Annotated in this window: 23 protein-coding genes; all 23 read right to left on the minus strand. The window is 63.1% G+C overall.

All coding sequences use genetic code 11. From position 1 onward, the window contains the following. Positions 1–19: 19 nt before the first annotated feature. The 23 genes from fliJ to F474_RS14020 all read right to left on the minus strand — a co-directional run bounded on the left by fliJ (position 20) and on the right by F474_RS14020 (position 24889). Positions 20–469 carry a flagellar export protein FliJ gene (gene fliJ, locus F474_RS13910; RefSeq protein WP_097085023.1) on the minus strand — a complete coding sequence of 150 codons (450 nt, stop codon included), beginning with the start codon at positions 467–469 and terminating at the stop codon, positions 20–22. Positions 470–475: 6 nt separating this feature from the next. Further along, positions 476–1837: a flagellar protein export ATPase FliI gene (fliI, locus tag F474_RS13915; protein ID WP_097085022.1), complete on the minus strand. Its 1362-nt coding sequence runs from the start codon at positions 1835–1837 to the stop codon at positions 476–478. Next, complete coding sequence (fliH, locus tag F474_RS13920) at positions 1827–2588, minus strand: flagellar assembly protein FliH (RefSeq protein ID WP_097085021.1); 762 nt, start codon at positions 2586–2588, stop codon at positions 1827–1829. Before fliH ends, fliI begins: the two co-directional genes overlap by 11 nt. Positions 2589–2670: 82 nt before the next feature. Continuing rightward, the gene (gene fliG / locus F474_RS13925; protein ID WP_097085020.1) at positions 2671–3693 is read right to left on the minus strand and encodes a flagellar motor switch protein FliG; all 1023 of its coding nucleotides are present in this window, start codon (positions 3691–3693) and stop codon (positions 2671–2673) included. Continuing rightward, positions 3686–5503 (minus strand): flagellar basal-body MS-ring/collar protein FliF, encoded by a 1818-nt coding sequence (gene fliF / locus F474_RS13930; protein ID WP_097085019.1) that lies wholly within the window; start codon positions 5501–5503, stop codon positions 3686–3688. Before fliF ends, fliG begins: the two co-directional genes overlap by 8 nt. Before the next feature lie 14 nt (positions 5504–5517). Beyond that, positions 5518–5853: a flagellar hook-basal body complex protein FliE gene (fliE, locus tag F474_RS13935; RefSeq protein ID WP_097085018.1), complete on the minus strand. Its 336-nt coding sequence runs from the start codon at positions 5851–5853 to the stop codon at positions 5518–5520. A 101-nt stretch (positions 5854–5954) separates the two neighbouring features. Further along, positions 5955–7361: a sigma-54 dependent transcriptional regulator gene (locus tag F474_RS13940; protein WP_097085017.1), complete on the minus strand. Its 1407-nt coding sequence runs from the start codon at positions 7359–7361 to the stop codon at positions 5955–5957. 1 nt (position 7362) lies between these two features. Continuing rightward, positions 7363–8544 carry a PAS domain-containing sensor histidine kinase gene (locus F474_RS13945; protein ID WP_097085016.1) on the minus strand — a complete coding sequence of 394 codons (1182 nt, stop codon included), beginning with the start codon at positions 8542–8544 and terminating at the stop codon, positions 7363–7365. A 206-nt stretch (positions 8545–8750) separates the two neighbouring features. Further along, positions 8751–10232 carry a sigma-54 dependent transcriptional regulator gene (locus F474_RS13950; RefSeq protein WP_097085015.1) on the minus strand — a complete coding sequence of 494 codons (1482 nt, stop codon included), beginning with the start codon at positions 10230–10232 and terminating at the stop codon, positions 8751–8753. A 166-nt stretch (positions 10233–10398) separates the two neighbouring features. Next, the gene (gene fliT, locus F474_RS13955; protein ID WP_097085014.1) at positions 10399–10692 is read right to left on the minus strand and encodes a flagellar protein FliT; all 294 of its coding nucleotides are present in this window, start codon (positions 10690–10692) and stop codon (positions 10399–10401) included. 43 nt (positions 10693–10735) lie between these two features. Continuing rightward, entirely contained in the window at positions 10736–11140 is a 405-nt protein-coding gene (fliS, locus tag F474_RS13960; protein WP_097085013.1) for a flagellar export chaperone FliS, read from the minus strand. Positions 11141–11270: 130 nt separating this feature from the next. Continuing rightward, positions 11271–12704 (minus strand): flagellar filament capping protein FliD, encoded by a 1434-nt coding sequence (gene fliD, locus F474_RS13965; RefSeq protein WP_097085012.1) that lies wholly within the window; start codon positions 12702–12704, stop codon positions 11271–11273. Positions 12705–12786: 82 nt separating this feature from the next. Continuing rightward, positions 12787–13146, minus strand: coding sequence for a flagellar protein FlaG (locus F474_RS13970; protein ID WP_097085011.1), 360 nt, complete (start codon positions 13144–13146; stop codon positions 12787–12789). 71 nt (positions 13147–13217) lie between these two features. Then, positions 13218–14069 carry a flagellin domain-containing protein gene (locus tag F474_RS13975; protein ID WP_097085010.1) on the minus strand — a complete coding sequence of 284 codons (852 nt, stop codon included), beginning with the start codon at positions 14067–14069 and terminating at the stop codon, positions 13218–13220. A 291-nt stretch (positions 14070–14360) separates the two neighbouring features. After that, positions 14361–14621, minus strand: a complete 261-nt coding sequence (locus F474_RS13980) for a hypothetical protein (protein ID WP_097085009.1) — start codon at positions 14619–14621, stop codon at positions 14361–14363. Continuing rightward, a complete protein-coding gene (locus tag F474_RS13985) occupies positions 14614–15903 on the minus strand; it encodes a motility associated factor glycosyltransferase family protein (protein WP_097085008.1) in 1290 nt (429 codons plus the stop codon). Before F474_RS13985 ends, F474_RS13980 begins: the two co-directional genes overlap by 8 nt. Positions 15904–15921: 18 nt before the next feature. Beyond that, a complete protein-coding gene (locus F474_RS13990; protein WP_097085007.1) occupies positions 15922–16851 on the minus strand; it encodes a ketoacyl-ACP synthase III in 930 nt (309 codons plus the stop codon). A 144-nt stretch (positions 16852–16995) separates the two neighbouring features. Further along, positions 16996–18057 carry a pseudaminic acid synthase gene (gene pseI / locus F474_RS13995; protein WP_097085006.1) on the minus strand — a complete coding sequence of 354 codons (1062 nt, stop codon included), beginning with the start codon at positions 18055–18057 and terminating at the stop codon, positions 16996–16998. Next, a complete protein-coding gene (pseG, locus tag F474_RS14000) occupies positions 18054–19079 on the minus strand; it encodes a UDP-2,4-diacetamido-2,4,6-trideoxy-beta-L-altropyranose hydrolase (RefSeq protein WP_097085005.1) in 1026 nt (341 codons plus the stop codon). Before pseG ends, pseI begins: the two co-directional genes overlap by 4 nt. Beyond that, entirely contained in the window at positions 19076–19774 is a 699-nt protein-coding gene (gene pseF / locus F474_RS14005; RefSeq protein WP_097085004.1) for a pseudaminic acid cytidylyltransferase, read from the minus strand. Before pseF ends, pseG begins: the two co-directional genes overlap by 4 nt. Next, positions 19771–20925: a UDP-4-amino-4,6-dideoxy-N-acetyl-beta-L-altrosamine transaminase gene (gene pseC / locus F474_RS14010; RefSeq protein WP_097085003.1), complete on the minus strand. Its 1155-nt coding sequence runs from the start codon at positions 20923–20925 to the stop codon at positions 19771–19773. Before pseC ends, pseF begins: the two co-directional genes overlap by 4 nt. Next, a complete protein-coding gene (pseB, locus tag F474_RS14015) occupies positions 20922–21920 on the minus strand; it encodes a UDP-N-acetylglucosamine 4,6-dehydratase (inverting) (protein WP_097085002.1) in 999 nt (332 codons plus the stop codon). Before pseB ends, pseC begins: the two co-directional genes overlap by 4 nt. A gap of 80 nt (positions 21921–22000) precedes the next feature. Beyond that, positions 22001–24889 (minus strand): TIGR00180 family glycosyltransferase, encoded by a 2889-nt coding sequence (locus F474_RS14020; protein ID WP_165830317.1) that lies wholly within the window; start codon positions 24887–24889, stop codon positions 22001–22003. Between the last annotated feature and the right edge of the window lie 28 nt (positions 24890–24917).

The following is a 24917-nucleotide window of genomic DNA, read 5'->3' on the forward strand; positions in this document are numbered from 1 at the left end:
AGATCGGTGTTTTTCATCCTCAGTAACTATGAGACCGCGGCAGCCGCTGGGAAAGTTCATCGAGCAGGCGTTGTTCACGCTTATCTTCGGCCGCACGCGCTTCTGCAAGGTAGCGTTGCACCAGTTTGCGCAGCCCCTCTACTCGCGCATACGCGTCCTGCCAGGTCTTACGAGCGTTGTCGAGGTTGTTCTGGTGCCAGGCCAGGCTACGGTGCTGCTGGCCCACCGCCGTTTCGAGCTGGCTGAGAAAGCGCTGATAGTTCATCAGCCACATGCCCGACACCCCTTGGGTGCCGTTGTGTATCCATTGTTCCTGATAGGTCGCGCGAAACTGCTCCAGCTCCTGGAGCTTGACCTGAGCCAGGCGTACCTGGCCCTGAAAATGACCCAGGCGCTGCGCAGCGGTGCGCTCGACCTTCTCGGCCATTTCCACCACTGGCGCCAGGCGGGCGGCTCGGCTAACGGCCATGATCGTTTAACTCGGTGCCACGGCGGGTTTGAAGATCATCGACAACCGCTCGGCACTTTCCTGCATGTTGTCGGTTTCGGTCAGCCCTTGGCGCAGGAAGTGCACCAGCTTGGGGTGCAATGCGATGGCAAGGTCGGTTTCACGATCGCCCCCTGGCACGTAGGCGCCCACGCTGATCAGATCGCGGCTTTGCTGGTAGCGCGACCACAGCTGCTTGAACTGCTGGGCCTGGCTCAAGTGCTGCGGCGTCACTACCGCCGGCATGACCCGGCTGATGGACGCTTCGATATCGATGGCTGGGTAATGCCCTTCTTCGGCCAACCGGCGTGAGAGCACCAAGTGCCCGTCCAGCACGCCACGGGCGGAATCGGCGATCGGGTCCTGCTGGTCATCGCCTTCGGAGAGCACGGTGTAGAACGCAGTGATCGAACCGCCGCCTGCTTCGCCATTGCCAGCACGCTCGACCAGCTTGGGCAACTTGGCGAATACCGACGGCGGGTAGCCTTTGGTGGCGGGCGGTTCGCCAATGGCCAGGGCGATCTCACGTTGGGCCTGGGCATAACGGGTGAGTGAGTCCATCAGCAACAGAACGTTCTTGCCCTTGTCGCGGAAATATTCGGCGATGCGTGTGCAATACATGGCAGCACGTAGTCGCATCAGGGGGGCGTCATCGGCCGGCGACGCCACCACCACCGATCGCTTCAACCCTTCTGCGCCGAGGATATGCTCAATGAATTCCTTCACCTCACGGCCCCGCTCGCCGATCAGGCCGACCACGATGATCTCCGCCTCGGTAAAACGGGTCATCATGCCCAGCAGCACGCTCTTGCCCACGCCGGTACCGGCGAACAGGCCCAGGCGCTGACCACGCCCGACCGTCAGCAAGCCGTTGATGCAACGGATGCCGACGTCCAGAGGTTTACTGATAGGGTCGCGGTTCAGAGGGTTGATCGTGGGGCCGTCGAGGGGAACCCAGTCTTCGGCCTTCATGCCGCCCTTGCCGTCCAGTGCCCGGCCGGCGCCATCAAGAATACGCCCCAGCATACTCATGCCCATGGGAAGACGGCCCGTGTCAGCCAATGGCACCACCCTGGCGCCCGGGGCGATGCCGGCAAGGCTACCGACTGGCATCAGGAACACCTTGCTGCCGGAAAACCCCATGACTTCGGCCTCGACCTGCGAGGGGTCGTAGCTGTCATCGTTGATGACCAGGCAGCGGGTGCCCATGGCAGCGCGCAAACCCTCGGCCTCAAGGGTAAGCCCGACCATGCGCAGCAAGCGCCCTTCCACTACCGGCTGGCGCGGCAGGTCGATGGCCGGAGCGTAGGTGCTCAGGCGCTTTGCGAAGCTGGTGCGCTCAAGCACCATCGCTGGCTTCCAAAGCGATCTGCAAATCCGGGGTAGCCGGGTTCAGGCCCTGTTCGTGCAGCTGATCGAACAGCTGCGCCAAGGCCTGTCTGATTCGGGTTTCCATCGTGGCGTCGATACGGCTGTGCTCGGTTTCGACACGGCATCCTCCCGGCAACAACGCAGGGTCTTCCAGGATGCGCCACTGCTCTTCGTGGCGCTCCCGCAACGCTTTGATCTGCTGGAAATCGACAGGGTTTACGAAGATCCGGATATTGTTCGCCCCCATCGGCAACAGCTTGAGTGCTTCATGCAGCACCCGTTCGATCTGTGCGGATTCCATCTTGAGCTCGCGCTGCACCACTTCCCGGGCGATATGCCCCACCAGCTCGATCAGCGAACGCTCAATCTGGGTATCCTGCTCGGCAATGGGCGCCATCAACTGCTCCAGCACCTGCTCAAGCGTCACAAGCCGCGCGGCAAGGGCGGCATCGGCTTCGGCCTTGCCCTTGACCAACGCGCTGTGGAACCCATCGCGCTCACCCTGGGCGAAGCCTTCGTTGTAGGCCTCCTGGCGAATCGCCTCAACGTCTTCCAGCGTCAGCGGCTGCACCTCGTCGAGGGGCACCTCTTCGATTTCAGGTTCCTGAAGCGGCTCCGGTTCCGGCTCGGGCCGTTCAGGGTCGAAGCTGGGCAAGCGCCACAGATCCACGGCGCGGGCTGCGCTGCCGCGTATCAGATCACTGGGCGGGTCGTTGCTCGCTTGGCTCATCGGTTATTCCATCTCACCTGGGCAGGCGCCGCGGGCAGTAGCCACGCAGCGGCTTAAAACTATAGGACAAGCATAGCCCCGGTTAGATCATCTCTTCGCCGCCTTTGCCGCCGAGCACGATTTCGCCGGCCTCGGCCATGCGACGGGCGATGGTGAGGATTTCCTTCTGCGCGGTTTCCACTTCGCTGACGCGCACTGGCCCTTTGGCTTCCAGGTCGTCGCGCAGCAGCTCCGACGCCCGTTTGGACATGTTCTTGAAAATCTTCTCGCGCACACCGTCGTCGGCACCCTTGAGTGCCACCACCAGTACATCGGAAGACACTTCGCGCAGCAACGCCTGGATACCGCGGTCGTCGACGTCCTTGAGGTTGTTGAAAACGAACATGAGGTCTTCGATCTGGCCGGAAAGGTCCTGATCGATCTCGCGAATCGAATCCATGAGCTGGCCTTCGACGGAGCTGTCGAGGAAGTTCATGATGTCGGCTGCCCGCTTGATACCGCCCAGGCTCGTGCGCGCGGTGGTCGAGTTACCCGCGAACTGCTTCTCGAGGATGGTATTGAGTTCCTTGAGCGCAGCAGGCTGCACGGTATTGAGCGACGACACGCGCAAGATGATATCCAACCGCGCCTTGTGATCGAAATGGCCAAGCACTTCACCGGCCTGGTCAGGGTCCAGGTAGGCCACCACGATGGCCTGGATCTGCGGGTGCTCGTACCGAATGACGTCTGCCACGGCGCGTGGCTCCATCCATTTCAGGCTGTCCAGGCCGCTGGTGTTGCCACCGAGCAAGATGCGGTCGATCAGGCCATTGGCCTTGTCTTCACCCAAGGCTGACGTCAGCATCTTGCGGATATAGCCGTCGGAGCCGACGCCCAGGCTGGTCTGGTCGCCCACGCTGACGACGAACTCGTTCATCACCTGCTCGACCTGTTCGCGGTGCACATTGCGCATCTGCGCCATGGCAACGCCCACCCGTTGCACTTCTTTCGGCCCCATGTGGCGCAACACTTGCGCAGCATCGGTTTCGCCGAGTGAGAGCAGAAGAATGGCAGCCTTGTCGACCTTGGTCAGCTTGGGTGCGGCGAGCGCTTGATTGTTACTCATCGGCGTTGATCCACTCTTTCACGACCTGGGCCACACGGCCCGGGTCTTCGGCCACCAGACTCTTGATTGCATTCAACTGCGCGTCATAACCATCGCTTGGGCTGGGCAGCAAGATACTTTGCGGGCCACCGAGGCTGACGCGGTCGTCTGCCACGCCACCTTCGAACCCTGCGCCACCCATGCCTGCCGCACCGCCCATCATGCCGCCTGCCATGCCGCCTGCGCCGCCCTCGGCCAAGGCCAGTTGCTTGCCTTTGCCGCCGCCGGTGATGTTGTTGAGCACAGGGCGCAGCACACCAAACACCAGCACCAGGATGAACAGCACGCCCAGCACCTGCTTGATCACGTCCCAGAACCAGGGTTGCTGGTAGAACGACGGCTCGGAAATCACCTCGCCCTTGTCGGCACTGAACGCCGCATTGATCACGGTCACACTGTCGCCCCGGCTGGCGTCGTAGCCTACGGCATCCTGTACCAGGCGAGTAAAGCGAGCCAGGTCATCGGCGCTCCAGGGTTGGTGCGTAACCTGGCCATTGGCCGGGTCAAGCTTGGCCTGGTCGTCGACTACCACCGCCACCGACAGCCGCGTCAGGCGGCCCTGTTGCTGGCGGGTATGGCTGATGGAGCGGTCCAGCTCGAAATTCTTGGTCGACTGCTGGCGCTTGTCGGCCGGGAACGGCGCAAGCATCGGTTGGCCGGTGGCCGGGTCCATGATCTGCTGGCCGTTGGCATCGAGCAGCGGCTGGCCAGGCGGAATCGCCTGCGGCGTATTGGCGCCCGCGCCCCCACCGGTGCGCTGCGGCGCCGAGGCAGGCGTAGGCGGCTGGTTGCTCAGCGCGCCGGGCACCCCACCGTTGGCACTCCCGCTGGAGCGCTGCTCACTGGTGGACTGCTCGCTGCGCAGGGCGGGTTGGTCGGGGTTAAATTGCTCAGAGGTGGATTCGACTGAAGTGAAATCCACATCGGCCGACACCTGCGCCTTGAAGCGATCATTGCCGATCACTGGTTGCAGAATGTTCTGCACTCGCTGGGTCAGCATGCCCTCCATGCGCCGGGTGTAGTCGAACTGCTTGCCAGCCATCGACAACGCGGAGTTGTCGCCCAGGTCAGACAGCAGGTTGCCCTTCTGGTCGACCACAGTCACACCCGACTTGTCCATCTCAGGCACGCTGGTAGCCACAAGGTTGACGATGGCCATGACCTGGCCTGGGTCGAGCGTACGGCCACCGTACATCTCGACGAGCACCGAGGCGGTCGGCTTGCGGTCGTCACGTACGAACACCGAGCTTTTCGGAATGGCCAGGTGCACGCGAGCGGCCTTGACGCCGTTCACCGCACCGATGGTACGGCTGAGCTCACCTTCCAGGCCACGGCGATAACGGGTGGCCTCCATGAACTGGCTGGTCCCCAGGCCCTGGTCTTTGTCGAGAATCTCATAGCCGACGTTGCCGTCGCCTTGGGTAATGCCGGCCTGAGCCATTTGCAGGCGCGCACGGCCGATGTCTTCGGCCTTGACCAGCAGGGCCCCGGAGTTCGGTTCGACCGTGTAAGGAATATTGGCTGCGTTGAGGGTATCGGTCACCTGCTTGGCGTCCATACCGGCCAAGCTGGTCATCAGCGGGCGGTAGTCCGGTTGCTGGGACCACAACACCACCGCGAAACCGATTGCGACACTGGCGGCCAGGCCTACCAGCAGCCCTACCTGCCGCAGTACCGGCATTTTCGACAGGTTCTCCAGGAACGACATACCTGGCAGTGACCTGCCTGGGGCGGCGCCCTTCGCCGGAACGTTATCGGTTGCTTCAGCCATGACCTAATCTGCCCTCAAACCGGCATCTGCATGATGTCTTGGTACGCCTGAACCAGCTTGTTGCGTACCTGCGTCAGCGCCTGGAACGACACACTGGCTTTCTGCGACGCAATCATCACATCGGTCAGGTCTACGCCTTGATTGCCGATTTCGAACGCATTGGACAACTGCTCGCTAGCCTTCTGGGTATCGGCTACCTTGTTGACGGCACCGCTGAGCAAATCAGCGAAGCTGCTGCCGGCAGCCGGGGCCACAGCGTTCTGGGCGGCGGCCTTGGAGCTCCCCATCGCTTCCATCTGCATGGAGCGCATGTCCATTAGCAGACGATTGAATTCGATACCCGTGGTCATGCTCGATCTCCCGGCCTTGCAGAATATTGACGCTGAAACAGTTCGTTATAGGTGAAGTAGCAAGAGCAATGCCAACGGCCACAGGCCGGTGGTTTTTCCCGCTAACTTGCGAAGAGCCAAGCGTCTACATCCAGCCCGGCATCGCGCATTTGCGCCAACTTGTAGCGCAATGTACGCGGGCTGATACCCAAACGTTCCGCTGCCTCCTTGCGCCGCCCACGCTCACTGCGCAGGGTCTGGATGATCACTTCGAATTCACGCCGCCTCAGATCGTCATCCAGTGCAGTGGCGCCCTCACTAGGGGTGACCGCCAAAGGCAGTGGCTGTTTCGACGCGCCCGACGGCTGGCCCGTCAATATTTCAACGCTGATGGGTGGCTGCGGTATGCCGGCGAGGCAGAAATCCTCGACGTTGATCACCCCACCCTGCTGCAGGATAAGCGCTCGCTGAATGGCGTTGTCCAACTCCCGCACATTGCCGGGCCAGGCATGGGCCTCAAGGCATTGCCGCGCAGAGGGCGAAAGCGTGACCTGGGCGTGTTGCATCTTGCCTGCATGGCGAGCCAGCAAACGTTCGGCCAACGGCAGAATATCGGCGCGACGTTCGCGCAGGGGCGCCCAGGCCAACGGGAAAACCGACAGCCGGTAATAGAGGTCTTCACGAAACCGCCCGGCCGCCACTTCGCCTGCCAGGTCGCGGTTGGTCGTGGCAAGCACGCGGATGTCCAGGCTGATAGGCCGGCGCCCGCCAACCCGCTCGACCTCACGCTCCTGCAGCACCCGCAGCAGCTTGGCTTGCAGCCCCAACGGCATTTCGGAAATTTCGTCGAGCAACAGCGTGCCGCCATTGGCCTGCTCGAACTTGCCCGGCTGCGAGGCAATGGCGCCGGTAAACGACCCCTTCTCATGGCCGAACAGCGTAGCCTCCAGCATGTTGTCCGGAATCGCAGCGCAGTTGATGGCGATGAAGGGCTTGTGGGCACGCATCGACCGCTGATGAATGTAGCGCGCAAGCACTTCCTTCCCGGTGCCGGATTCACCGGAGATCAGCACGGTCGACTCGCTCCTCGCTACCCGCGCTGCCAGGTCAAGCAAGCGCAGGCTGGCAGGCTCGCGAGCAATGGGCCCATCGTTGGCTGGCTCAGGCAAGTGCCCCAGGGCATGACGTGCCACCAGGGCAAGCAGCGCACCTGGCTCGAACGGTTTGACCAGATAGTCCACCGCCCCTTGGCGCATGGCATCGACCGCTCGCTCCACTGCGCCGTGAGCGGTCATCAGCAGCACCGGCAGCTGTGGATGGCTGGCACGCAACCGTGCGAGCAACTGGTGGCCGTCCATGCCCGGCATGTTCACATCGCTGATCACCAGGTTGAAGGGCTCAAGGGCAGTGGCCTGGAGTGCAATCTCGGCACTGCCCACCGCCTCGAAGGCGTAACCGGCCAAGGTCAGCGTGTCGGCCAGCGCTTCACGAAGCGCGCGGTCATCTTCGACCAGCAGGATCTTCACCACGCTATACCTCCTCGGCCTGCAGCGGCAGCATCAACAAGGCACAGGTGCCGCGCCCTGGGCGTGAGCGCAGTTGCAACTCGCCGCCATGGGCACGCGCCACCGCACCAACCACCGCCAGCCCCAGGCCAGTCCCAGTCGGCTTGGTCGTGAAGAAAGGCTCGCCCAAGCGAGCCAGGGTCTGGGTATCGATGCCAGTGCCCCGATCGCTGATCGCCAAGCGCAGCGTGCGCCCGCGTGCATAGAGGTGCACTTTGAGGCGGGCAGCCGGCCCGCTGGCCTGCAGCGCGTTTTCGATCAGGTTCAACACCACGCCCACCAGCGTGTCGCGATTGCACAGCAGACGCTGGCCGCGCACATCACACTGCCAGCGAATCGCAACCCCCTCGGTGAGGGTGGCCGCCGCCCGGCGCAGCGCCATGAACAGGTCTGCGGGTGTGACCTGATCGTGCATGGGCAGCTCGCCGCGTGCGAAAACCAGCATGTCGCGCACTTGATGTTCAAGCTCGTGCAAACGCTCCTTCAAGCGGCCAGCAAAGCGTTGTTGGGTCTCCACGGGCAACGACTGCTCTTGCAGATGGCCGGCGTACAACATGGCAGCCGATAACGGTGTGCGAATCTGATGTGCCAGTGATGCAACCATCCGTCCGAGCGACGAAAGCCGTTCGTGGCGGGCCAATTCGTCCTGCAGGCGGCGGGTTTCCGTCAAGTCGTTGAGAACGACCAATTGGCCGGGCTCACCTTCGAGCGAGCGCGTGGCGATGGACAGCCGGCGCCCATCACGCAGCGAAATCTCGTGCCCGTCGTCGTGGCGAGGGGCAAAGCACCGGTTGATCACTTCACGCCAGCGTTCGCCTTTAAGCGGCCCGCCCAACATAGCGATGGCAGCCGGGTTGGCCTCGGCGACCTCCCCGTGCGCATCGAGCACGATCACCCCGCCAGGCATCACATCCAGCACTGTCTGCAACCGGCTGGCCAGGCGCTCCTTCTCGGCGAGCTCCGCAAGCCTGCGCTGGCCGGCGTCTGCCAACTGATCCTTCAACTCCCCTACCCGGCTTTCCAGCAGCTGGTAGGAGTCGCTCAATTGCGCGGACACCTGGCTGAACAGGGCGAAAGCCTGTTCAAGGTTCGGGTGGTCAAGGCCTTCGGCAGGCCCGGCGAATTCGGGAATGGCGACCTGGGACATCGTGCTCTCTCGGTGGCTGACCGTCAGGAAACGGTTTCGACGAGAGCAGGTTTGCAATTGACGTGCCGGTTGCCGTAAGCGAAAGGTTACAAACTGCAAGCTACAAACTGAAAGTGGGAAGCCGGCTTACCCGGCGGCGCCCCCTTGCGCCTCGCCCGGCAAGCCGGCCTCCCACTGGAGCAAGTGCCGGCAGCGCCGGCCTTGTGTCAATCGTCGACGGCTTCGTCGCCATCGCCGCCCTGGCGGCTCATGCCGTACTTACGCATCTTCTCGACCAAGGTAGTGCGGCGAATACGCAAGCGCTCCGCAGCGCGAGCCACTACGCCATTGGCGTCGTCGAGCGCCTGCTGGATCAGGCCTTGCTCGAGCCCACCCAGGTAATCTTTCAGGTCAAGGCCTTCTGGCGGCAGCATGGCACTGGAAGCGAAATCCGGAGTGTGGCCGTTGATCGCCACGCGCTCTTCGAGATCCGAACGCAGGCTGTCGACCAATTGCTCATCTTCGTCATCGACATAGCGAAACTTCTTCGGCAACTCTGCCACGCCGATAACCCCGTACGGGTGCATGATCGCCATGCGCTCGACCAGGTTGGCCAGCTCGCGTACGTTGCCAGGCCAGCCGTGGCGGCACAGCGACATGATCGCAGCAGAGTTGAAGCGGATAGAGCCGCGCTTCTCGTGCTCCATGCGCGAGATCAGCTCGTTCATCAGCAAGGGGATGTCTTCCACGCGCTCGCGCAGCGGGGCCATTTCGATGGGGAAGACATTCAGGCGGTAGTAAAGGTCTTCGCGGAAAGCACCGGTCTCGATCATGCTTTCGAGATTCTTGTGCGTCGCGGCGATGATGCGCACGTCGATGCTCTGGGTCTTGTTGCTGCCCACGCGCTCGAACGTGCGTTCCTGCAGCACACGCAGGAGCTTGACCTGCATCGGCAAAGGCATGTCACCGATTTCGTCGAGAAACAGAGTACCGCCATTGGCCAGCTCGAAGCGGCCGGCCCGGCTGGTGATAGCACCGGTGAATGCGCCCTTTTCATGCCCGAACAGCTCGCTTTCAAGCAGCTCGGCGGGAATTGCACCACAGTTGACTGGCACGAACGGCGCCTCGCGGCGCTTGGAATGATAATGCAGGTTTCGGGCGACCACTTCCTTGCCCGTGCCGGATTCGCCAAGGATCAGCACGCTGGCATCGGTGTCGGCGACCTGTTGCATCATCTGCCGAACATGCTGGATGGCGCGGCTTGTACCGACCAGGCTACGGAACAGGTTGGGCTCACGCTGGCGGCCGCGCTCACGGGCCTGGTCATACATCTCGCGGTACACCTGGGCACGGTGCAGGGAGTCGAGCAGCTTGGAGTAACTCGGCGGCATCTCCAGGCTCGACAGCACGCGGCGGCGAACGTCGTCAGGCAACTCTGGCGCAGTGCCTTCGCCCAGCAGCAGCACGGGCAGGAATTCATCCCACGCGGCGATGGTCTTGAGCAGCCCTGGCAGCTGGCCGGCCGTATGCACCTCGCCCACCAGCACGCACAACACCTCGCGACTGGAAGCCAGGCCTTCGACTACCGCCTGCCAGTCGCCACTGGCACAAGGCAGGTTGTCTTCGCCGAGGAAATTAAGAATGACCGCAAGGTCACGGCGCCGAACGCTGTCGTCATCGATCAGCAGGATCTTGGTTTCACGCCACATGCAATAGCAACTTCCCTAGTCAACCAGATGCCCGGACGGGCGCACCGAAGTGGAGTGCATTGTATAGCCACACCAGCTCAGAATGTGAAATTCGTCACTAGTAAAGTCAAAAAAAACGCCATAGTCAAATTTATGGCGCAAAAAAATTTACCACTAGGTCGTCAGATCAACGAAACAGATTATAGACCTTAGACGCACTGCTTCCCTGGCGCATGTGAGTGATCTCGTCGACCACTTCCTGGCGCGCCTGGCGAGAGGCATCGAGCAGATGGCGGTATACCCCAAGCAGGGCCTCCAGGCTCTGGCGAACCTCCGGCTGATGATCCGGGCCGGCCGACATCACCAGCTCCAGGTGCGAGCGGCATTCGATGTCCAGCGTACTGATGGCTTGCCAGTCCTGCACGGCCAGGGCATCCACCAGGGCCAGGCGGGTGGCATCGATCTTTTGAACGGCGCTCATGCTGCTTACCTCATTCTTGTACGCGGCACTCATGGTGCAACCCTCACTGTGCAGCGCTGGTCGCTGCAGTGGGCGCGATGGCGTCCCAGCCGGTCTTGACCGTCTGCAGTAGGCCCGACACCTCTTCAAGCATGGCCACGCTGGTCTTTACGTTGGCTTCGGCCAGGCGCTTCATCATGTAAGCATAGAGGCTATCCAGGCGCGCCAGTTCGGCGCCGCGGTTTTCCAGGTCAAGCCCTTCGCGCAAGCCGCCCACGATGTCGATGGCCTTGCCGATGGCGATGCCTTTGGCACCGACGTCCTGACGCTCGATGGCGCCCTTGGCCTGAGCGATTCGATCCAGGCCGCCTTCCATCAGCATCTGCACCAGGCGATGCGGGCTGGCTTCGGACGTCTGGGCGACACTGTTGACTTTCTGGTACTGGCGCAGCGCGCGCATCGGATTCATATGACCTCCTCGGGGTGCAGGGCCTATCGCTTGATACCTGTATCGGCCCTGCGTCAAAAACCTTTAGCCTTTCAAGCCGAAAGCCCGGCCCGAAGATTTCGGCGCCGGGCTTTTGGCAGTGGAGCGCTGATCAGCTGTTCTGCTTGTTCATCGCATCGAACATCGACGTGATGCTGCTTGCTGTGGCCTTGAGCTGGCCGACAACGCTATCCATGTCGTTGTATTTCTTCGTCAGTGTTGCGGTCAGGGTCTCGACCCTGCGGTCCAGGGCCGCCTGCTGGTTATCCAGGTCAGTCTTGACCTTGTTCAGCGAGGTCGTGCGGGCATCGAGGATCCCCCCCGCCTGGCTGTAAGGCAGCATCGCGGCGCTCATGCGCGAAAGCAGGCCGTTGTTGCCGCTGAAGAAGTTCTGCACTTCACCGGCGAGCCCCTGGGTACCGACTGCCTTTGTGAACGTATCGCTGTTGAACTCAAGAGTACCGTCGGACTGAGTGGTCTTGATGCCCAGCTGCGACAACGCCGTGAGTTGGTCCCCTGCACCGCTGGACACCAACACGTTGCGCACGGTCGAAATCAGAGACCGGGCGGTGGCATCGTTGGTCAGAGCAGCCTTGACGGTGTAGTTGCCGTCGCTGTCCTGGCCTACGGCAGCGCTGAGCGTATTGACCGTACTGATCAGTGTGTTATAGGCGCTGACAAAACTCTGGATGCTGGTTTTCAAGCCATCGGTGTTGGTCGCTACAGCCACGGTCGCCGGCGTACTGACTGCGGCGCCTGCTGCGGTGGTCACCGCATTGAAGGTGAAGCTTAGGCCACTGATGGCGGTGTCGACCTGGTTACTGCTGCTGGTCATTGCCAGGCCATCGATGGTGTATTTGGCATCTACTGCCTGGGCAGAGATATAACCTGCACCAGAGCTGCTGGTCTTCATGCTCTGGGTGCCGTCGATGGTCAGATCGGCGATGCCCGAAACGCTCAGGTCAGTGCCAGCCCCGGTGGTGGTCGAGCTGAGCACCAGCCGCGCGGCACCCGTAGAATCGGTAATGATGTTGGCGCTGAGGCCTTTGCTGGTCAGGTTGGTATTGATCGAATCACGTACATCCTGCAGCGTGGCATTGGCCGCCACATCCACTGTATAGGTATTGCTGCCCTGGCCAATGGTCAGTTGGCTCGCGGACGCGCCGCCAACCACCGCCGTTGCGCCGCCAGCAATCGATTTGCTTGCGACCTTCGACCCTGTGGCCAGTTGTGTAACGTCGATGGCATAACTGCCTGCTACCGCCGAGTTGCTGCCAGTGGCAGTGATCGCGGTGCTCGATGAGGTGGCGGCGTAACCGGTGAACGCAGGCTTGGTCTTGTCGCCGAGCGTCTGAATCGCCGTCTGAAACGAGGTCAACGCACTCTTGAGCTGTGCGATGCCCGAAATCGTGGTGGTGGTCTGTTTGGTCTGGTTGGTGATCTGCGTCTGCTTGGCGGATTTGTCGGAATTGACCAACGCTTCCACGATGCTGGCGATCTGCAAACCCGACCCGATACCCGTGGTCGAGGTGATTGGACTTGCCATGGTGAGGTACCTCTCTAAAAACCGCCGGCCCTGTGACGCTTTTCAGCGCCGCAAGGGCCGGAAACAAGTTTCATGCCAACGCTCAAGCCTTCGAGTCGAAGAGATTGAGCTTCGACTCCTTCAGGCTTTCGGCCAGCTTGAGCGCTTCTTCCGAGGGCAACTGGCGGATGACTTCGCCGGTTGAGCTGGCGATGACTTTCACCACCACATCACCGGTGCCTTCATCGATCGAAAAGTCCAGATTGCGCCGGGTGGCGTTCACGAACTGGTCGATCTGCTTGACCGCGTCGCTGACGGCCTCCTTGCTGGCAGGCTTGGCGGGCGGCTGCTTGGCCGAGTTGGCTGCATCGGTTGGGACATCTTTTCCTACCGGCCTTTCCACGGGCGGATTCGCCGCGCGAACCGAAGGAAGGGACGGGGTATTCGTCGCACTTATGTCCATATCCGTAACCTCTCAACGCCAAAGGGAGAAGCACGCCGTAACGTACCTCTCCCCCTTGGTGCCGGTTGCTATTACTGCAGGAGTTTCAGAACGGCGTTCGGCAGCTGGTTGGCCTGAGCCAGTACTGCGGTCGAAGCCTGTTGCAGGGTTTGCTGTTTGGTCAGCTCAGCGGTCTCGGCAGCGAAGTCGGTGTCCTGTACGCGACCCAGTGCAGCGGAGGCGTTCTGGTTGACGTTCTGCAGGTTCGAGATGGTCGAGCTGAAGCGGTTTTGTGCAGCACCCAGGTCCGCACGGGTGGAGTTGATGGTCTTCAGTGCGGCGTCGATGGCGGTGATCGCGGCGTCGACGTTGGTGTGTGCGGCGCTGTTGGACGAACCGGAGATCGAAACGCTACCGCTGGCAACGCTCAGGCTGGTGGCATCGAAGCCGCCGGTCAGCGAGAGGCTGATGTGGTCAGCGGAAGTGGTGTTCGAGCCAACCTGGAACTCCATGGTGCCAGCGGTGCCGTCGAGCAGGTTCTTGCCGTTGAGGTTGGTGCTCTTCGAGATACGGGTCAGTTCGTCCGACATCTGGCCGAATTCGGCGTTCAGAGCGGTACGGTCAGCAGTGCCGTTGGAGTCGTTGCGGGACTGAACAGCCAGTTCACGCATACGTTGCAGAATGTTGGTCGACTCTTGCAGCGCGCCTTCAGCGGTCTGAGCGATCGAGATACCGTCGTTGGCGTTTTTGATCGCCATGGTCTGGCCTTTGATCTGGCTGGTCATGCGGGTAGCGATCTGCAGGCCAGCGGCGTCGTCTTTGGCGCTGTTGATTTTCAGGCCCGAAGACAGACGGGTCATCGAAGTCGACAGAGCGTCAGAAGACTTGCTCAGGTTTTTCTGAATTGCCAGGGAGGCGGTGTTGGTGTTTACGGTCAAAGCCATGACGAAATTCCTCGTAGATGGGGATGCTGCTTCACTTTGGCTTCCGGCCCTGGCATGTCGCGCCGGGTGTGGCCTAGAGAACCTTCGTAATAGTTATCGTCGTATCCGGTGGTTGCTTGAGGGCTTTTGGCAATTTTTTTTGCTGGCCCTTATTTTCTTTCGAATCAACCACTTGGCAGCAGACCACAGCACCCGGAAAAAACCCGCCTGGCCATTTTGTGAACCAGTTCCGTTTTTGCCTGGCCGCCTGCCGGCTGCCCCACGACGCGAGAAGGAAGAAGGCCCTAGGCCTTAAGAGAGTGCCCGGAAAATTTCAACCAGCTCGTACTGAAGGTCATCGGCCACAGCTAGCCAATCCTGAGCTTGTTGATGCGAAAAGATCGCCGAGAGGACGAGCGGCCATTGTTCGGCCACCACGGGAGGCGCGCTGGCCAGCAAGGGCGCTGCGCGATCGAGGATATCCACCATCAGTAACGCCGCTTCGATTTCCCGTGCCAGGCGAAACAGCTCGGCGCAGCGCACCAGTTCGTCCACCAGCGTCGGCTCAGGCATCGAAGGGCTCCGGCAGGATCTGGCAGCCGGCGATGGCTGCGCCGTCGCGGCTGGTATTGATGAAGCGCACGTGAGGGCGCTGTTCTATATAGCGCTCAAGCTCACACAGGTAGCTGCGGAAGTTGAGCTGAGTGCGCACGCGCTGGCCATGGCCGTCCAGTACCCAATGGCGAGCGTCGCTCATGGTGGGGCCCAGTTCGCCATCCAGCCAGCCGGCGTGGGTGCGATCACCGGGAAAAGCGAAATCGGCGCCAAGCAGCGCGACCTGGGCCGCCCCCATGCGCACGGCGAGATCGACCGCCGGGTGAATCACGCTGCCCGCCGAATGCAGCAAGGCCATCGGCTGGCGCTTTCGCAGCGCCTCATAAACGGGGCTGGCCGAGCAGGCTACATAACGCGGGCCTCGCCAGCTCTGGATCATCTCCGGGGCCAGCAGCGGCAGGTACACCAGCGTGACCCCTTCGTTGCCTTCAGGGGGCAGGTGCCGGTGGTTGATGCGCTGGTCGAGGGTTACAACTATGTCCGGGACAATGCCTTGCTCGATCAAGGGCCGATAGGCCGTGTCGACCGAAATCAACAAAGGCCGCTCCGGCTGCTGGCGCAATGTGCGCAGGTAATCGAAGTGCTGCTCGAGGGTCGGCCCGGTAGCCAGAACACACGCGCGCATGCCAGGGCGGCTGCCAAACAGTTCTGCAACGCTGGGGTCCTGCGCAAGAAACGGCGCATTGGCCGCCAGGCGCTCGACGATTTCAGGCGTGTCGGCTTTGAACGGCTGGTTGTTGAAGGCCAGGTGCAGTTCGCTGACCAGCCGATCACGCACCTTGGCGTTGGCGTCGTCAGCCAGCACCAGCTCCGGCGGCGGAGCGAAGAACGGCAGGCGTAACTCGCCCCCCTCGAATGCCTGCGCAAGATGCAGCCGCGGGTCGGCGAGCCAGTCACAGTGATCCAGCAGCTCAAGCACCAGGCGAAACAGCGCCAGGTTGAGCACATAGACCTCGAGCCGCTGCAACGGCCGCTGCAATAACGCCCTGGGCAGGTCACCCAGGCCAGGGCCATACAAATGAAGGCAGGGTGCCTCAGGGTAGCTGGCCGCCTGCAGTTGAGCTTCTGCCAAGCGGTCGTGGCGGCTGCTGAGCTGGATACCTTGAACCGAGAGCGTGGAGCCAAGCCCTTCGACCAGCTGAGCATCGAGCGCCTGGGCCTGGGCCTGCTCGACAGCCGCGGCCAGGGCCGGCCAGCGCGCCACCAGCACGGCCATGTTCGCCGCCAAACACTCGCTCATCGCAGGCTCCAGCCAGGGTCAGCGGTAAAGGATAGCCGAACCCCACGACAACCCGACACCGAAGCCGCTGATGGCCACGCGGCGCCAGGTGGAATCGAACAGGTGCCGCTCAAGCAGCAACGCGATGCTTGAAGAGACAGTATTGCCGGTTTCGAGCATATCCTTGACGAACTTGTCAGGGCCTTGCTCCTCATCGAAGCGACGCGCAACCGCATCGACGATGGCTGCGCTGCCCTGGTGGATGCAGAACGCGTCGATCTCGGCCGAGGTCAGCCCTTGCGCGTTGAGCAACTCATTCAGATGAGCCGGCACCTTGACCAAGGCGAAGTTGAAGACCTGGCGGCCGTTCATGTAGAACTGGCCATCGGTGACTTTCAGGTGCTCGGCGCCGCTGCCATCTGTGCCGAAACGCGCGCCGCCAAGTTTCCAGGCCGGGTCGTGGCCCATCCAGGTCGCCGTGGCGGCATCGCCGAAGAGCATCGCTGTATTGCGGTCTTCGGGGTTGACGATTTTCGAGTAAGGGTCGGCGGTCACCAGCAGGCCGTTCTTCAGGCCCGCCGCTTCCATGAACCCCTTGAGCGCGTAGATCCCGTAGACGTACCCCGAGCAACCCAGGGAAATATCGAAAGCGGCCACATGGGTGGGCAGGCCGAGCTTGTGCTGGACGATGGCGGCAGTATGGGGCAGGCCTTCCTCGTCTCCGTTCTGGGTCACCACGATCAGGGCGTCGATCGCATCGAGATTCAAGTCGGGGTTGCTGGCCTGCAAGTTGCGCACCGCGGCCACGCACAGGTCGGAAGTTTCCTGGCCCGGGTCTTTGCGCGGCAGGAAGGCCGAGCCGATCTTGCCGAGTATGAAGGTTTCGTCCTTGCCGAATTTGGCGCCTTGGGCGTAGTTGTCGACGCCAGCGCTGGGGATGTAGCTCGCAATGCTTTTGATGCCAATCATCGTGGCTTCCTGAATCTTTCAACGTCCAGCGGCGCGCGTGGCAGGCGCTGGTTGGAATGGCGGCGCCAAAGCCCCGGCGCGGCCTTATTTATCATGACATGACTGTGAAGATGCGCGCCATGACCAGCAGGTCACGCTTGGACGTCATTTTTCTGCAACCTCTACTTCCACCAACGCCCAGGACAGTGGCGTCCCTCGCGCGATAGGTGCGCGAGCTCGGCTGCCGAGCACCGCATCCAGGTGCCGGGGCGCCAGCCCCAGGCCAGGTCGGATCGCCCGCACGCAACTGGCATCGAGTACCTCACCGGCCGCGACATCCCGGACCACGTAAAGCGAGCGCCGGTACACCAGCGACTTGCGCTCGGCCTCTGTCGGGCCATAGTGCACGCGCCCCAGGGCCTGCCAGGCGCGCTCGGTTTCCGTGACCAGGCACGCCAGCTCGGCGGGCTCAAGCGAGAAACTGGCGTCAACGCCGCCGGCCGCGCGGCTGAGTGTGAAATGTTTTTCAATCACTGTTGCGCCCAACGCCACCGCTGCTACCGCCGCCCCGACGCCAGCGGTGTGATCAGACAGCCCCACTTCGCAGCCAAACAGCTCACGCAGGTGCGGCAGCGTGCGCAGGTGGGTGTTCTGCGGGCTGGCGGGGTAGGTGCTGGTGCACTTGAGCAGTATCAGGTCCTGGCAGCCGGCGGCACGCGCGGTGGCTACGCTGAGCTCCAGCTCCGCCAGGCTGGCCATGCCCGTGGAGATGATCAGCGGTTTGCCGGTGGCCGCTGCGCGACGAATCAGGGGCAGGTCGGTGTTTTCGAAACTGGCGATCTTGTACGCCGGCACGTCCAGGCTTTCGAGAAAATCCACCGCGCTCTCATCGAACGGAGAGGAAAACGCCAACATGCCGTGCTTGCGCGCGCGTTCGAAAATCGCGGGGTGCCATTCCCAAGGGGTGTGCGCCTGCTGGTAGAGCGCGTACAGCGAGGTGTCGGCCCAGAGGCTGTCCGGGTCGCTGATGTGAAACTCCCCCTGGTTCAGGTCCAGGGTCATGGTGTCGGCGGTGTAGGTTTGCAACTTGAGCGCATGGGCGCCGGCTGCGGCCGCGGCATCCACGATCGCCAACGCTGTATCCAGCGACTGGTTATGGTTGCCGCTCATTTCCGCGATCACCAGCGGCGCGTGGCCGGGCCCGATAGCTCGATGGCCGATGTTCATGAATGCTCCTTGGGAGATGTGGTAATGGCCGCCAGGGCGTTCACCACCCGTGCGGTGCCCTGCCCGTCTACCAGTGTGCGGCCGCGTGCGGCCATGGCAGAGGTGGCGATCGGATCAGCCAGCAGCGCCGTGACCGCCCCGCGTAGCGAAGCTTCGCTGACCTGCTCGGCATCGCCCAGATAGCGGTGCGCTCCGGCTGCTGCCAGGCAGGCGGCATTTTCACGTTGATTGGCCGCCACGCTCAGGCACAGGGTAGGCACGCCGATGGCTGCGCGTTCCCAACTGCTGCTGCCGCCTGCCCCTATGCACAGCCCGGCCTGGCGCAGCAACAGGGGCATCTCTGAAGTAAAACCGTACAGGCGCCAGCCCGGCCGTTCACCGACCAGCGCCTCCAGGGCGGGATGATCGGGGTTGCCGGCGCCGGCTACCAGGGTGGCCTGCACCGCGGGGATGCTCGCCAGTGCCCGGGCGACCTTCAGCGTCACCCCTCGCGGGTCGAAGCCGCCCACGCTGACCAGTATGCGCTCCAGCGGCTGCGCAGGCGCCGGTGGCTGAGCGTACTCCGGCCCCAGCAGGGCGTAAGCCGGGCCCAGCAGGCATTGGCCACCCGCCGGTAGCCTTGCAGCGTAGCGTTCGGCGCTGGCGGTCAGGTTCTGATCGAGCAGCAGGTCGCAGGCATGAGGCCGATCAGCCAGGTCGTCCACCACCATCAGGTGCCGAGCCAGCGCCCGCGCGCCCTGCTCCCAGTGATGCGCCAGGTCGTAATGATCGACGATCAGCCAATCGGCCCTGGCTCCTAAACGTTCACGCCAGTGGGCCCAGGCCGGCGCATGGTCACCCGACCAGGGTAACCAGTGCGCGCCGGCTGTTTCGATCTGCTGCGGGTCGAAGCCCGGCAATGGCTGGCACAGAAAGGTCACTCTCGCGCCTTTGGCGATGAGGGCGCGCGCCAGCACCAGGCAGCGTGCAAGGTGGCCGCGGCCTAGGGTGGTGCTGGCGTCGCAGCGCACCAGTACCTTCATCGCTTGAGCTCACCGCTGTGCCAGAGCACCTGCTGCATCAGCTCGGCGCGATGCCAATCTTCCTCGGTGTCGATGTCCTGCACCCGGTGGCGCGGCAGGATTATCGGCAAGCTTGCGCCAGAAAATACCGGTGTGCCGGCTAGCCAGGCCTGGCGGCGGCCCCAGTAAAACTGGCCGGCGTCCTGATACGCCACTGGCAGGTCTTGGGAGCGAGTACCGGCATGTTCAGGGTACAGCGGCGCCACCCCGCTTTCACCCAGCACCAGCGCACGCTGTACCGGAAAACCGAACGCGCACACCGAAAATGCATACTCATGCCGTGGGCTTGCCTGCAGCCGCCAAAGGCCCTCGCGCAGGGTTTCAGGTGCCAGTAGCGGTGCGGTAGCGTAAAGGCAGCAGACTATCTCATGTGCCGGCAAGCGGCTCACGGCGTCTGCGACCACTGCTGAAGTACCGGTGTAATCGTCGGCAAGTGCCGCGTCGCGCATGAACGGCACGTCGGCGCCCTCAGCACGGGCAACCGCAGCGATCGCCTCATCGTCGGTGCTTACCACAATGCGCGCGAAACAGCCGGCGGCCTGGGCGGCACGGATGCTCCAGGCAATCATGGGCACGCCATTGAACAGCCGTATGTTCTTGCCAGCGATGCGCTTGCTGCCGCCACGTGCCGGGATCACCGCCAATGGGCCAGTCATCGTACGCACTCCAGCGCATCAAGCAGTGCTGCAACCACCTGGTCCTGCATCGCATCGGTCAGGTCGGCATACAGGGGCAAGCTGATCGAACGCTTATAGCACGCCTCGGCCTCCGGGAAATCGCCCTCGGCAAAGCCCATGCGGCGGTACCAAGGCTGCAGATGCACCGGGTGATAATGCACGTTCACGCCGATGCCCGATGCGCGCAAAGCGTCGAAAATCGCGCGGCGATGGGCCGCAGGCACCTGCACCACATACAGGTGCCAGGCCGAGTCGGCCAGCGCCTGGGGTTGCGGCAACGCAACGCCGGCGGCCTTGAGCGCCTGCGAATAGCGATCAGCCAGCGCCCGCCGCCGTGCGATGAAACCGTCGAGCTTGGCCAATTGCGACAGGCCAAGGGCTGCTTGCAGGTCAGTGGCGCGGTAGTTGAAACCCAGCTCGATCTGCTGGTAGTACCAGCCACCTTCGCTGGGGCCCTCCATGGCGGCCGGGTCGCGGGTGACCCCATGGCTGCGCAAGCGGCGCAGATGCTCGGCGGTAGCCGCATCGCGCACCAGCACCATGCCGCCTTCACCCGTGGTGATGATCTTGACCGGGTGAAAGCTGAACACCGTCATGTCGGCAAATGCATTGCTTCCCACCGGTGCCCCCGCGTAGCGAGCGCCGATGGCGTGGGAGGCGTCCTCGATCAGGGCGAAGCCATAGTGGTCAGCCAGTGCACGCATACCTTGCAGGTCGCAGCTCTGCCCGGCGAAGGCTACCGGCACCACCACCTTTGGCAGCCTGCCCTGGGCGCGTGCGCGCTCCAGCTTTGCCTGCAGTGCCGGCAGGCTCATGTTGAGCGTGCCGGGGTCGATGTCGACGAAATCCACCTGCGCGCCACAGTAAAGGGCGCAATTGGCAGAGGCGACGAAGGTGTTGGGCGAGGTCCAAAGCCAATCCCCTGCGCCCAGGCCTGCGGCGAGGCAGGCGATGTGCAATGCGGCAGTGGCATTGCAGACAAACACCGCATGCGCAGCGCCGCAGCGTTCGGCAACAGCGCGCTCGAACCGCTCGATGGCTGGCCCCTGGGTCAGCCAGTCGGAGCGCAGCGTCTCGACCACCGCCTGGATGTCGGCATCATCGATGTGCTGGCGGCCGTAAGGGATCATGCCAGGTGCTCATGCATCGCACGGATGGCCTGCACGTCCAGAAACTGCGGGTTTGTGTCGGAGCGGTACTCGAAGTCCTCGGCCACCGGCACACCGGTATCGCCCGTGGCGTCGATGGCAAAATCCACTTCAACCTGGGTGAAGCGCACTGCCGGCTGAATGGTGTAATGCTGGGCGAACTCCAGGGTCATGCGTGCATCGTCCTGCGGCACCATCAACTCATGAAGCTTTTCGCCGGGCCGGATGCCTACGGTGTGTCGCGGTAAACCAGGGGCCAGCGCCGAGGCTAGGTCGGTGATATGGATCGACGGCAGCTTGGGCACGAAGATTTCGCCGCCGTGCATACGGGCGAAGCTGTCCATGACGAATTGCACACCGTGATCGAGGGTGATCCAGAACCGCGTCATACGCTCATCGGTAATGGGCAGATGGTCGGCCCCCTCCGCCAAAAGGCGGCGAAAGTACGGCACCACGGAGCCGCGAGAGCCCGCAACGTTGCCGTAGCGCACCACACAGAACCGCGTAGCATCCCGGCCTGCAATGTTGTTGGCAGCGACGAACAGCTTGTCAGAGAGCAGCTTGGTGGCGCCGTAGAGGTTCACCGGGCTAGCGGCCTTATCGGTCGACAGCGCCACGACTTTTTCCACGCCGTTCTCGATGGCCGCAGCGATGACGTTTTCCGCCCCGTTGACGTTGGTGCGGATGCACTCGCCCGGGTTGTATTCGGCAGCGGGCACTTGCTTGAGCGCGGCAGCGTGCACGACGAAATCAATGCCCCGTAAAGCGGCCTTCAGCCGATCAGCGTCGCGTACATCGCCCAGGAAGTAACGCATGCACGGCGCATCGAAATACTGCTGCATTTCGTATTGCTTGAGTTCGTCGCGCGAGAACACCACCACCCGACGAGGGCGGTACTGCTCCAGCAGGCGGCGGATGAAACGCTGGCCGAACGAGCCCGTGCCGCCTGTGATGAGAATCGATTTTCCGTCGAACATGTGGCTGCCCTGCTCCGGTGACAGATCTTTGACCCCTAGGGGGTCGATGCCCGTTCCGGAGCAAGATACAGGCCAGCGCGCTATTGCAGCAGGCCCTCCCAGGCATTGCTGGCCGCCGGCTCAAGCTGCCAGGGCTCGCCATGCTGGCGATACTGCCGGCTGTAGGCAGGGTCTTGGGCGAAACTGTGAGGCCATTGCTCGCGAAGATGAGCCAGGGCCCCCGGCGCCTGCTGCAGCGCTTGAGCCCTGCGCACTTGCGCGTGGGGCGTGGCCACCAGCAGAAACCCATGGCCTTCAAGGCGCAGGCTCAGGTCGATGTCGCCGCCCTGCTCCAGCCCTGCGTTCCAACCGCCCAGTTGCTGCAACAGGCTCTGGCGTATCAACAGGCAGCAGCCATTGAGCGCGGAGTATTGATGCTCTGCCTGTAGCCGCTGCAGCGGCGTTTCAGCATCCAGTGCCTGGCCGGCGAAGGCCGGCAGCGGGGCCTGGTCGGGCAGCAGCAGCCAGCCAGCGCCCTGCACCTTGCCGTCAGGGCCGACTACCACACCGCCTGCGGCGCCCACCTCGGGGCGTTGCGCGTGGTTGAGCAACGCATCCAGCCAGTTAGGCGTCATCACTTCGCAGGCGGCGTCGAGGAACACCACAAACTCCCCGTTGGCCAAGGTCGCCAGGTGGTTGGCCTGGGTGGCAGCGCCCTGCCCCGCCAGCCCGTCGATGCAGTGCAAACGGCGGTTGATCGCCGCCTCGGTGCGCAGCCATTCGTTGGCACCGGTCAGCGCTTCACTGACCAGCACCTCGTAGCGTTGGTAGCGGGTGCGCTGGAAGATACTGCCCAAAGTGCGTTGCAACTGGTCGGCGTCGGCATCGCCCGTGAGCACCACGCTCACCAGCGGGGCGTCGCCATGGCGGTACTCGACGCTGAGCACGCCCGCGTCGTTGCGGTGGACCAAAGGCGAATAGCCCAGCGCCGCCAGGTGGGCGCGCAGCGCACGAGCATCACTGTCCGTGCCGGCACTGGCTGGTTTGGCGGTAATGCAAAGCGGGGTATCCAAGTGCGCAAGGCCTGCCAGGCCCTGGCGCTCGATCAGCCGCAACAGCAAGTCGAATTCGGCCGACTCGCGATGCTCTGCGCGGTAACCGCCGGCCTCCAGGAACACCTCACGGTTGACCAACCAATGGCTGGCCATCAACTGAGGCACACTTTTGAGCAGGTCCAGGTTCAGCGACGGGCGCACCAGCGCCGACAGCGCGCCGTCTTCGTTGCGCTGCACCAGGTCCAGTGCGACCGCACGGCAGCCCTCGGCACCTTGCAGCTCAAGCGCCGCCTGCAGCAATGCGCCGGGCAGCAGTTGGTCGCCGGCCCGCAGCACTAGCGTCCATTGCCATTGGCCCTGGCGGATCACCTCGTTCATGCGTTCAGCCTGGTCCAGCGCATTGGTGCGAATAAAATGCAGGCGATCATAGGCACTGGTACGCACCGGCACCGCACCGCCGGTCAACACCACGATGCGCAGGTCGGGCCATTCGGACGCGGCCAGGCTGTCGAAGGTAGTTTGCAGGCGGTTCATTTCGCTGTCGGTGTCCAGCACCAGCACGCCGAACACCGGTGCGCCCGGCGCAGCACGCAGTTGCGCCAGCGCCTGATCGCGCTGGGCCGGGCTGGGCGCAGCCTGGGCGATCCATTCCAGCACCGCGCCCGAGGGGCGGGTGGCCAACAGCTCGGCGGCGGGCGTGGGAATCGCCTGATTCAGGCGCAGCTGCCAGGCCGCCAGGCGCTGGGCCAGCTCGCCCTCGCCCTGCTCGGCCAGCAACCGCAGCGCACGGCTGATCACATCCGGGTTAAAGGCATTTTGCTCCAGCGCATCGAGCAACCGGGCCAGTTCCGATTCCGTGGTGTCGTTGGGGTAGCGGCGCAGCAGCTCACGCTGGGTCACCAGTACCCCTTCAAGCTGATCGAGCTGCAGGCGCGAGGCCGGCATGCTGTGCAGCAGAAACTCGATGCGTTCCAGCTCCTCGAAGAATGCCGGGGTGTAGAACGGCAGCTCCAGGCACTGACGGGGGCGGAACAACCGTTGCGGCCCGTCGATGGTCTTCCAAGGCGAGACCAGCAGGCTCTCGACCACCAGCGATCGCCGTGCCTGCAAGCAGTGAAGCAGGTCCTGGAAGATGTCCAGCGCCACGCCTTGGCCTTCGCTGTCGTCCAGGCCCTGGGTGCCCTGGGCAAGGCGCAGCGCATAAGCCTCACGCTCGGCCACCGACTGCGCGTCGGGGTAACCCAACACCGTCATGATGTTGGTGTCGTGCTCGGAAACCCCCAGGTTCACCTCCCGCACCACGTACGGCTGCGGCAGCATCCGTGCGCAGCCGTTGGCCAGCAGATGCCAGGCGTGGGTGATCTCCATCCATTCGAAGCGGGTGTCGGGGGTCTGCGTCGCCGCCCAGTCGCCCAACAGGGCCGTGCGGGTCACGGCATAGAACGGCGGAATGTACTGGCTGAAGAACGACTGCAGGCGCGCAGCAGGGTCGGCATCGTCGTAGTCTTCGCGCACCTTTCGGTCGCGCTGGAAATACTCGACCTTGTTAGCCCCAGCGGCGTACATCAAACAATAGCCATGGCAAACGCCATAGCTGGGGTTTTGCGCCAGGAACGCTGCGGAGTCTGCCAGAGCGTCGTGCAGCAGAAAATCGTCATCGGCCGCAAACGCCATCAGTGGGGTGCTGACCTGGTCGATACCGTACTGCAGCTTGCCGACGATGCCGGTGTAACTGAATTGCGGCAGGTGCCGGTAATCGACATTGGGCGGCAGCACGCCTGCTTGCGCCTGGGTGCTGGAGTCCAGCACCAGTACCCGGCACGGCAGCGTCTTGTAGAACTCCAGCGCGCGCAGCAGGTGCCGCGGGCGGTTGTGGGTCAGCAGTACAAGGGTGAACTGCTCGTCGAGCGAAAGCGTGTCGGTGCTGGCTGGCATGGGGTCCCCGCAGTGTTCGTTTGGGCGC

It is taken from the genome of Pseudomonas sp. URIL14HWK12:I12, from assembly GCF_003097135.1.
In the GTDB taxonomy this organism is placed as follows: Bacteria; Pseudomonadota; Gammaproteobacteria; order Pseudomonadales; family Pseudomonadaceae; genus Aquipseudomonas.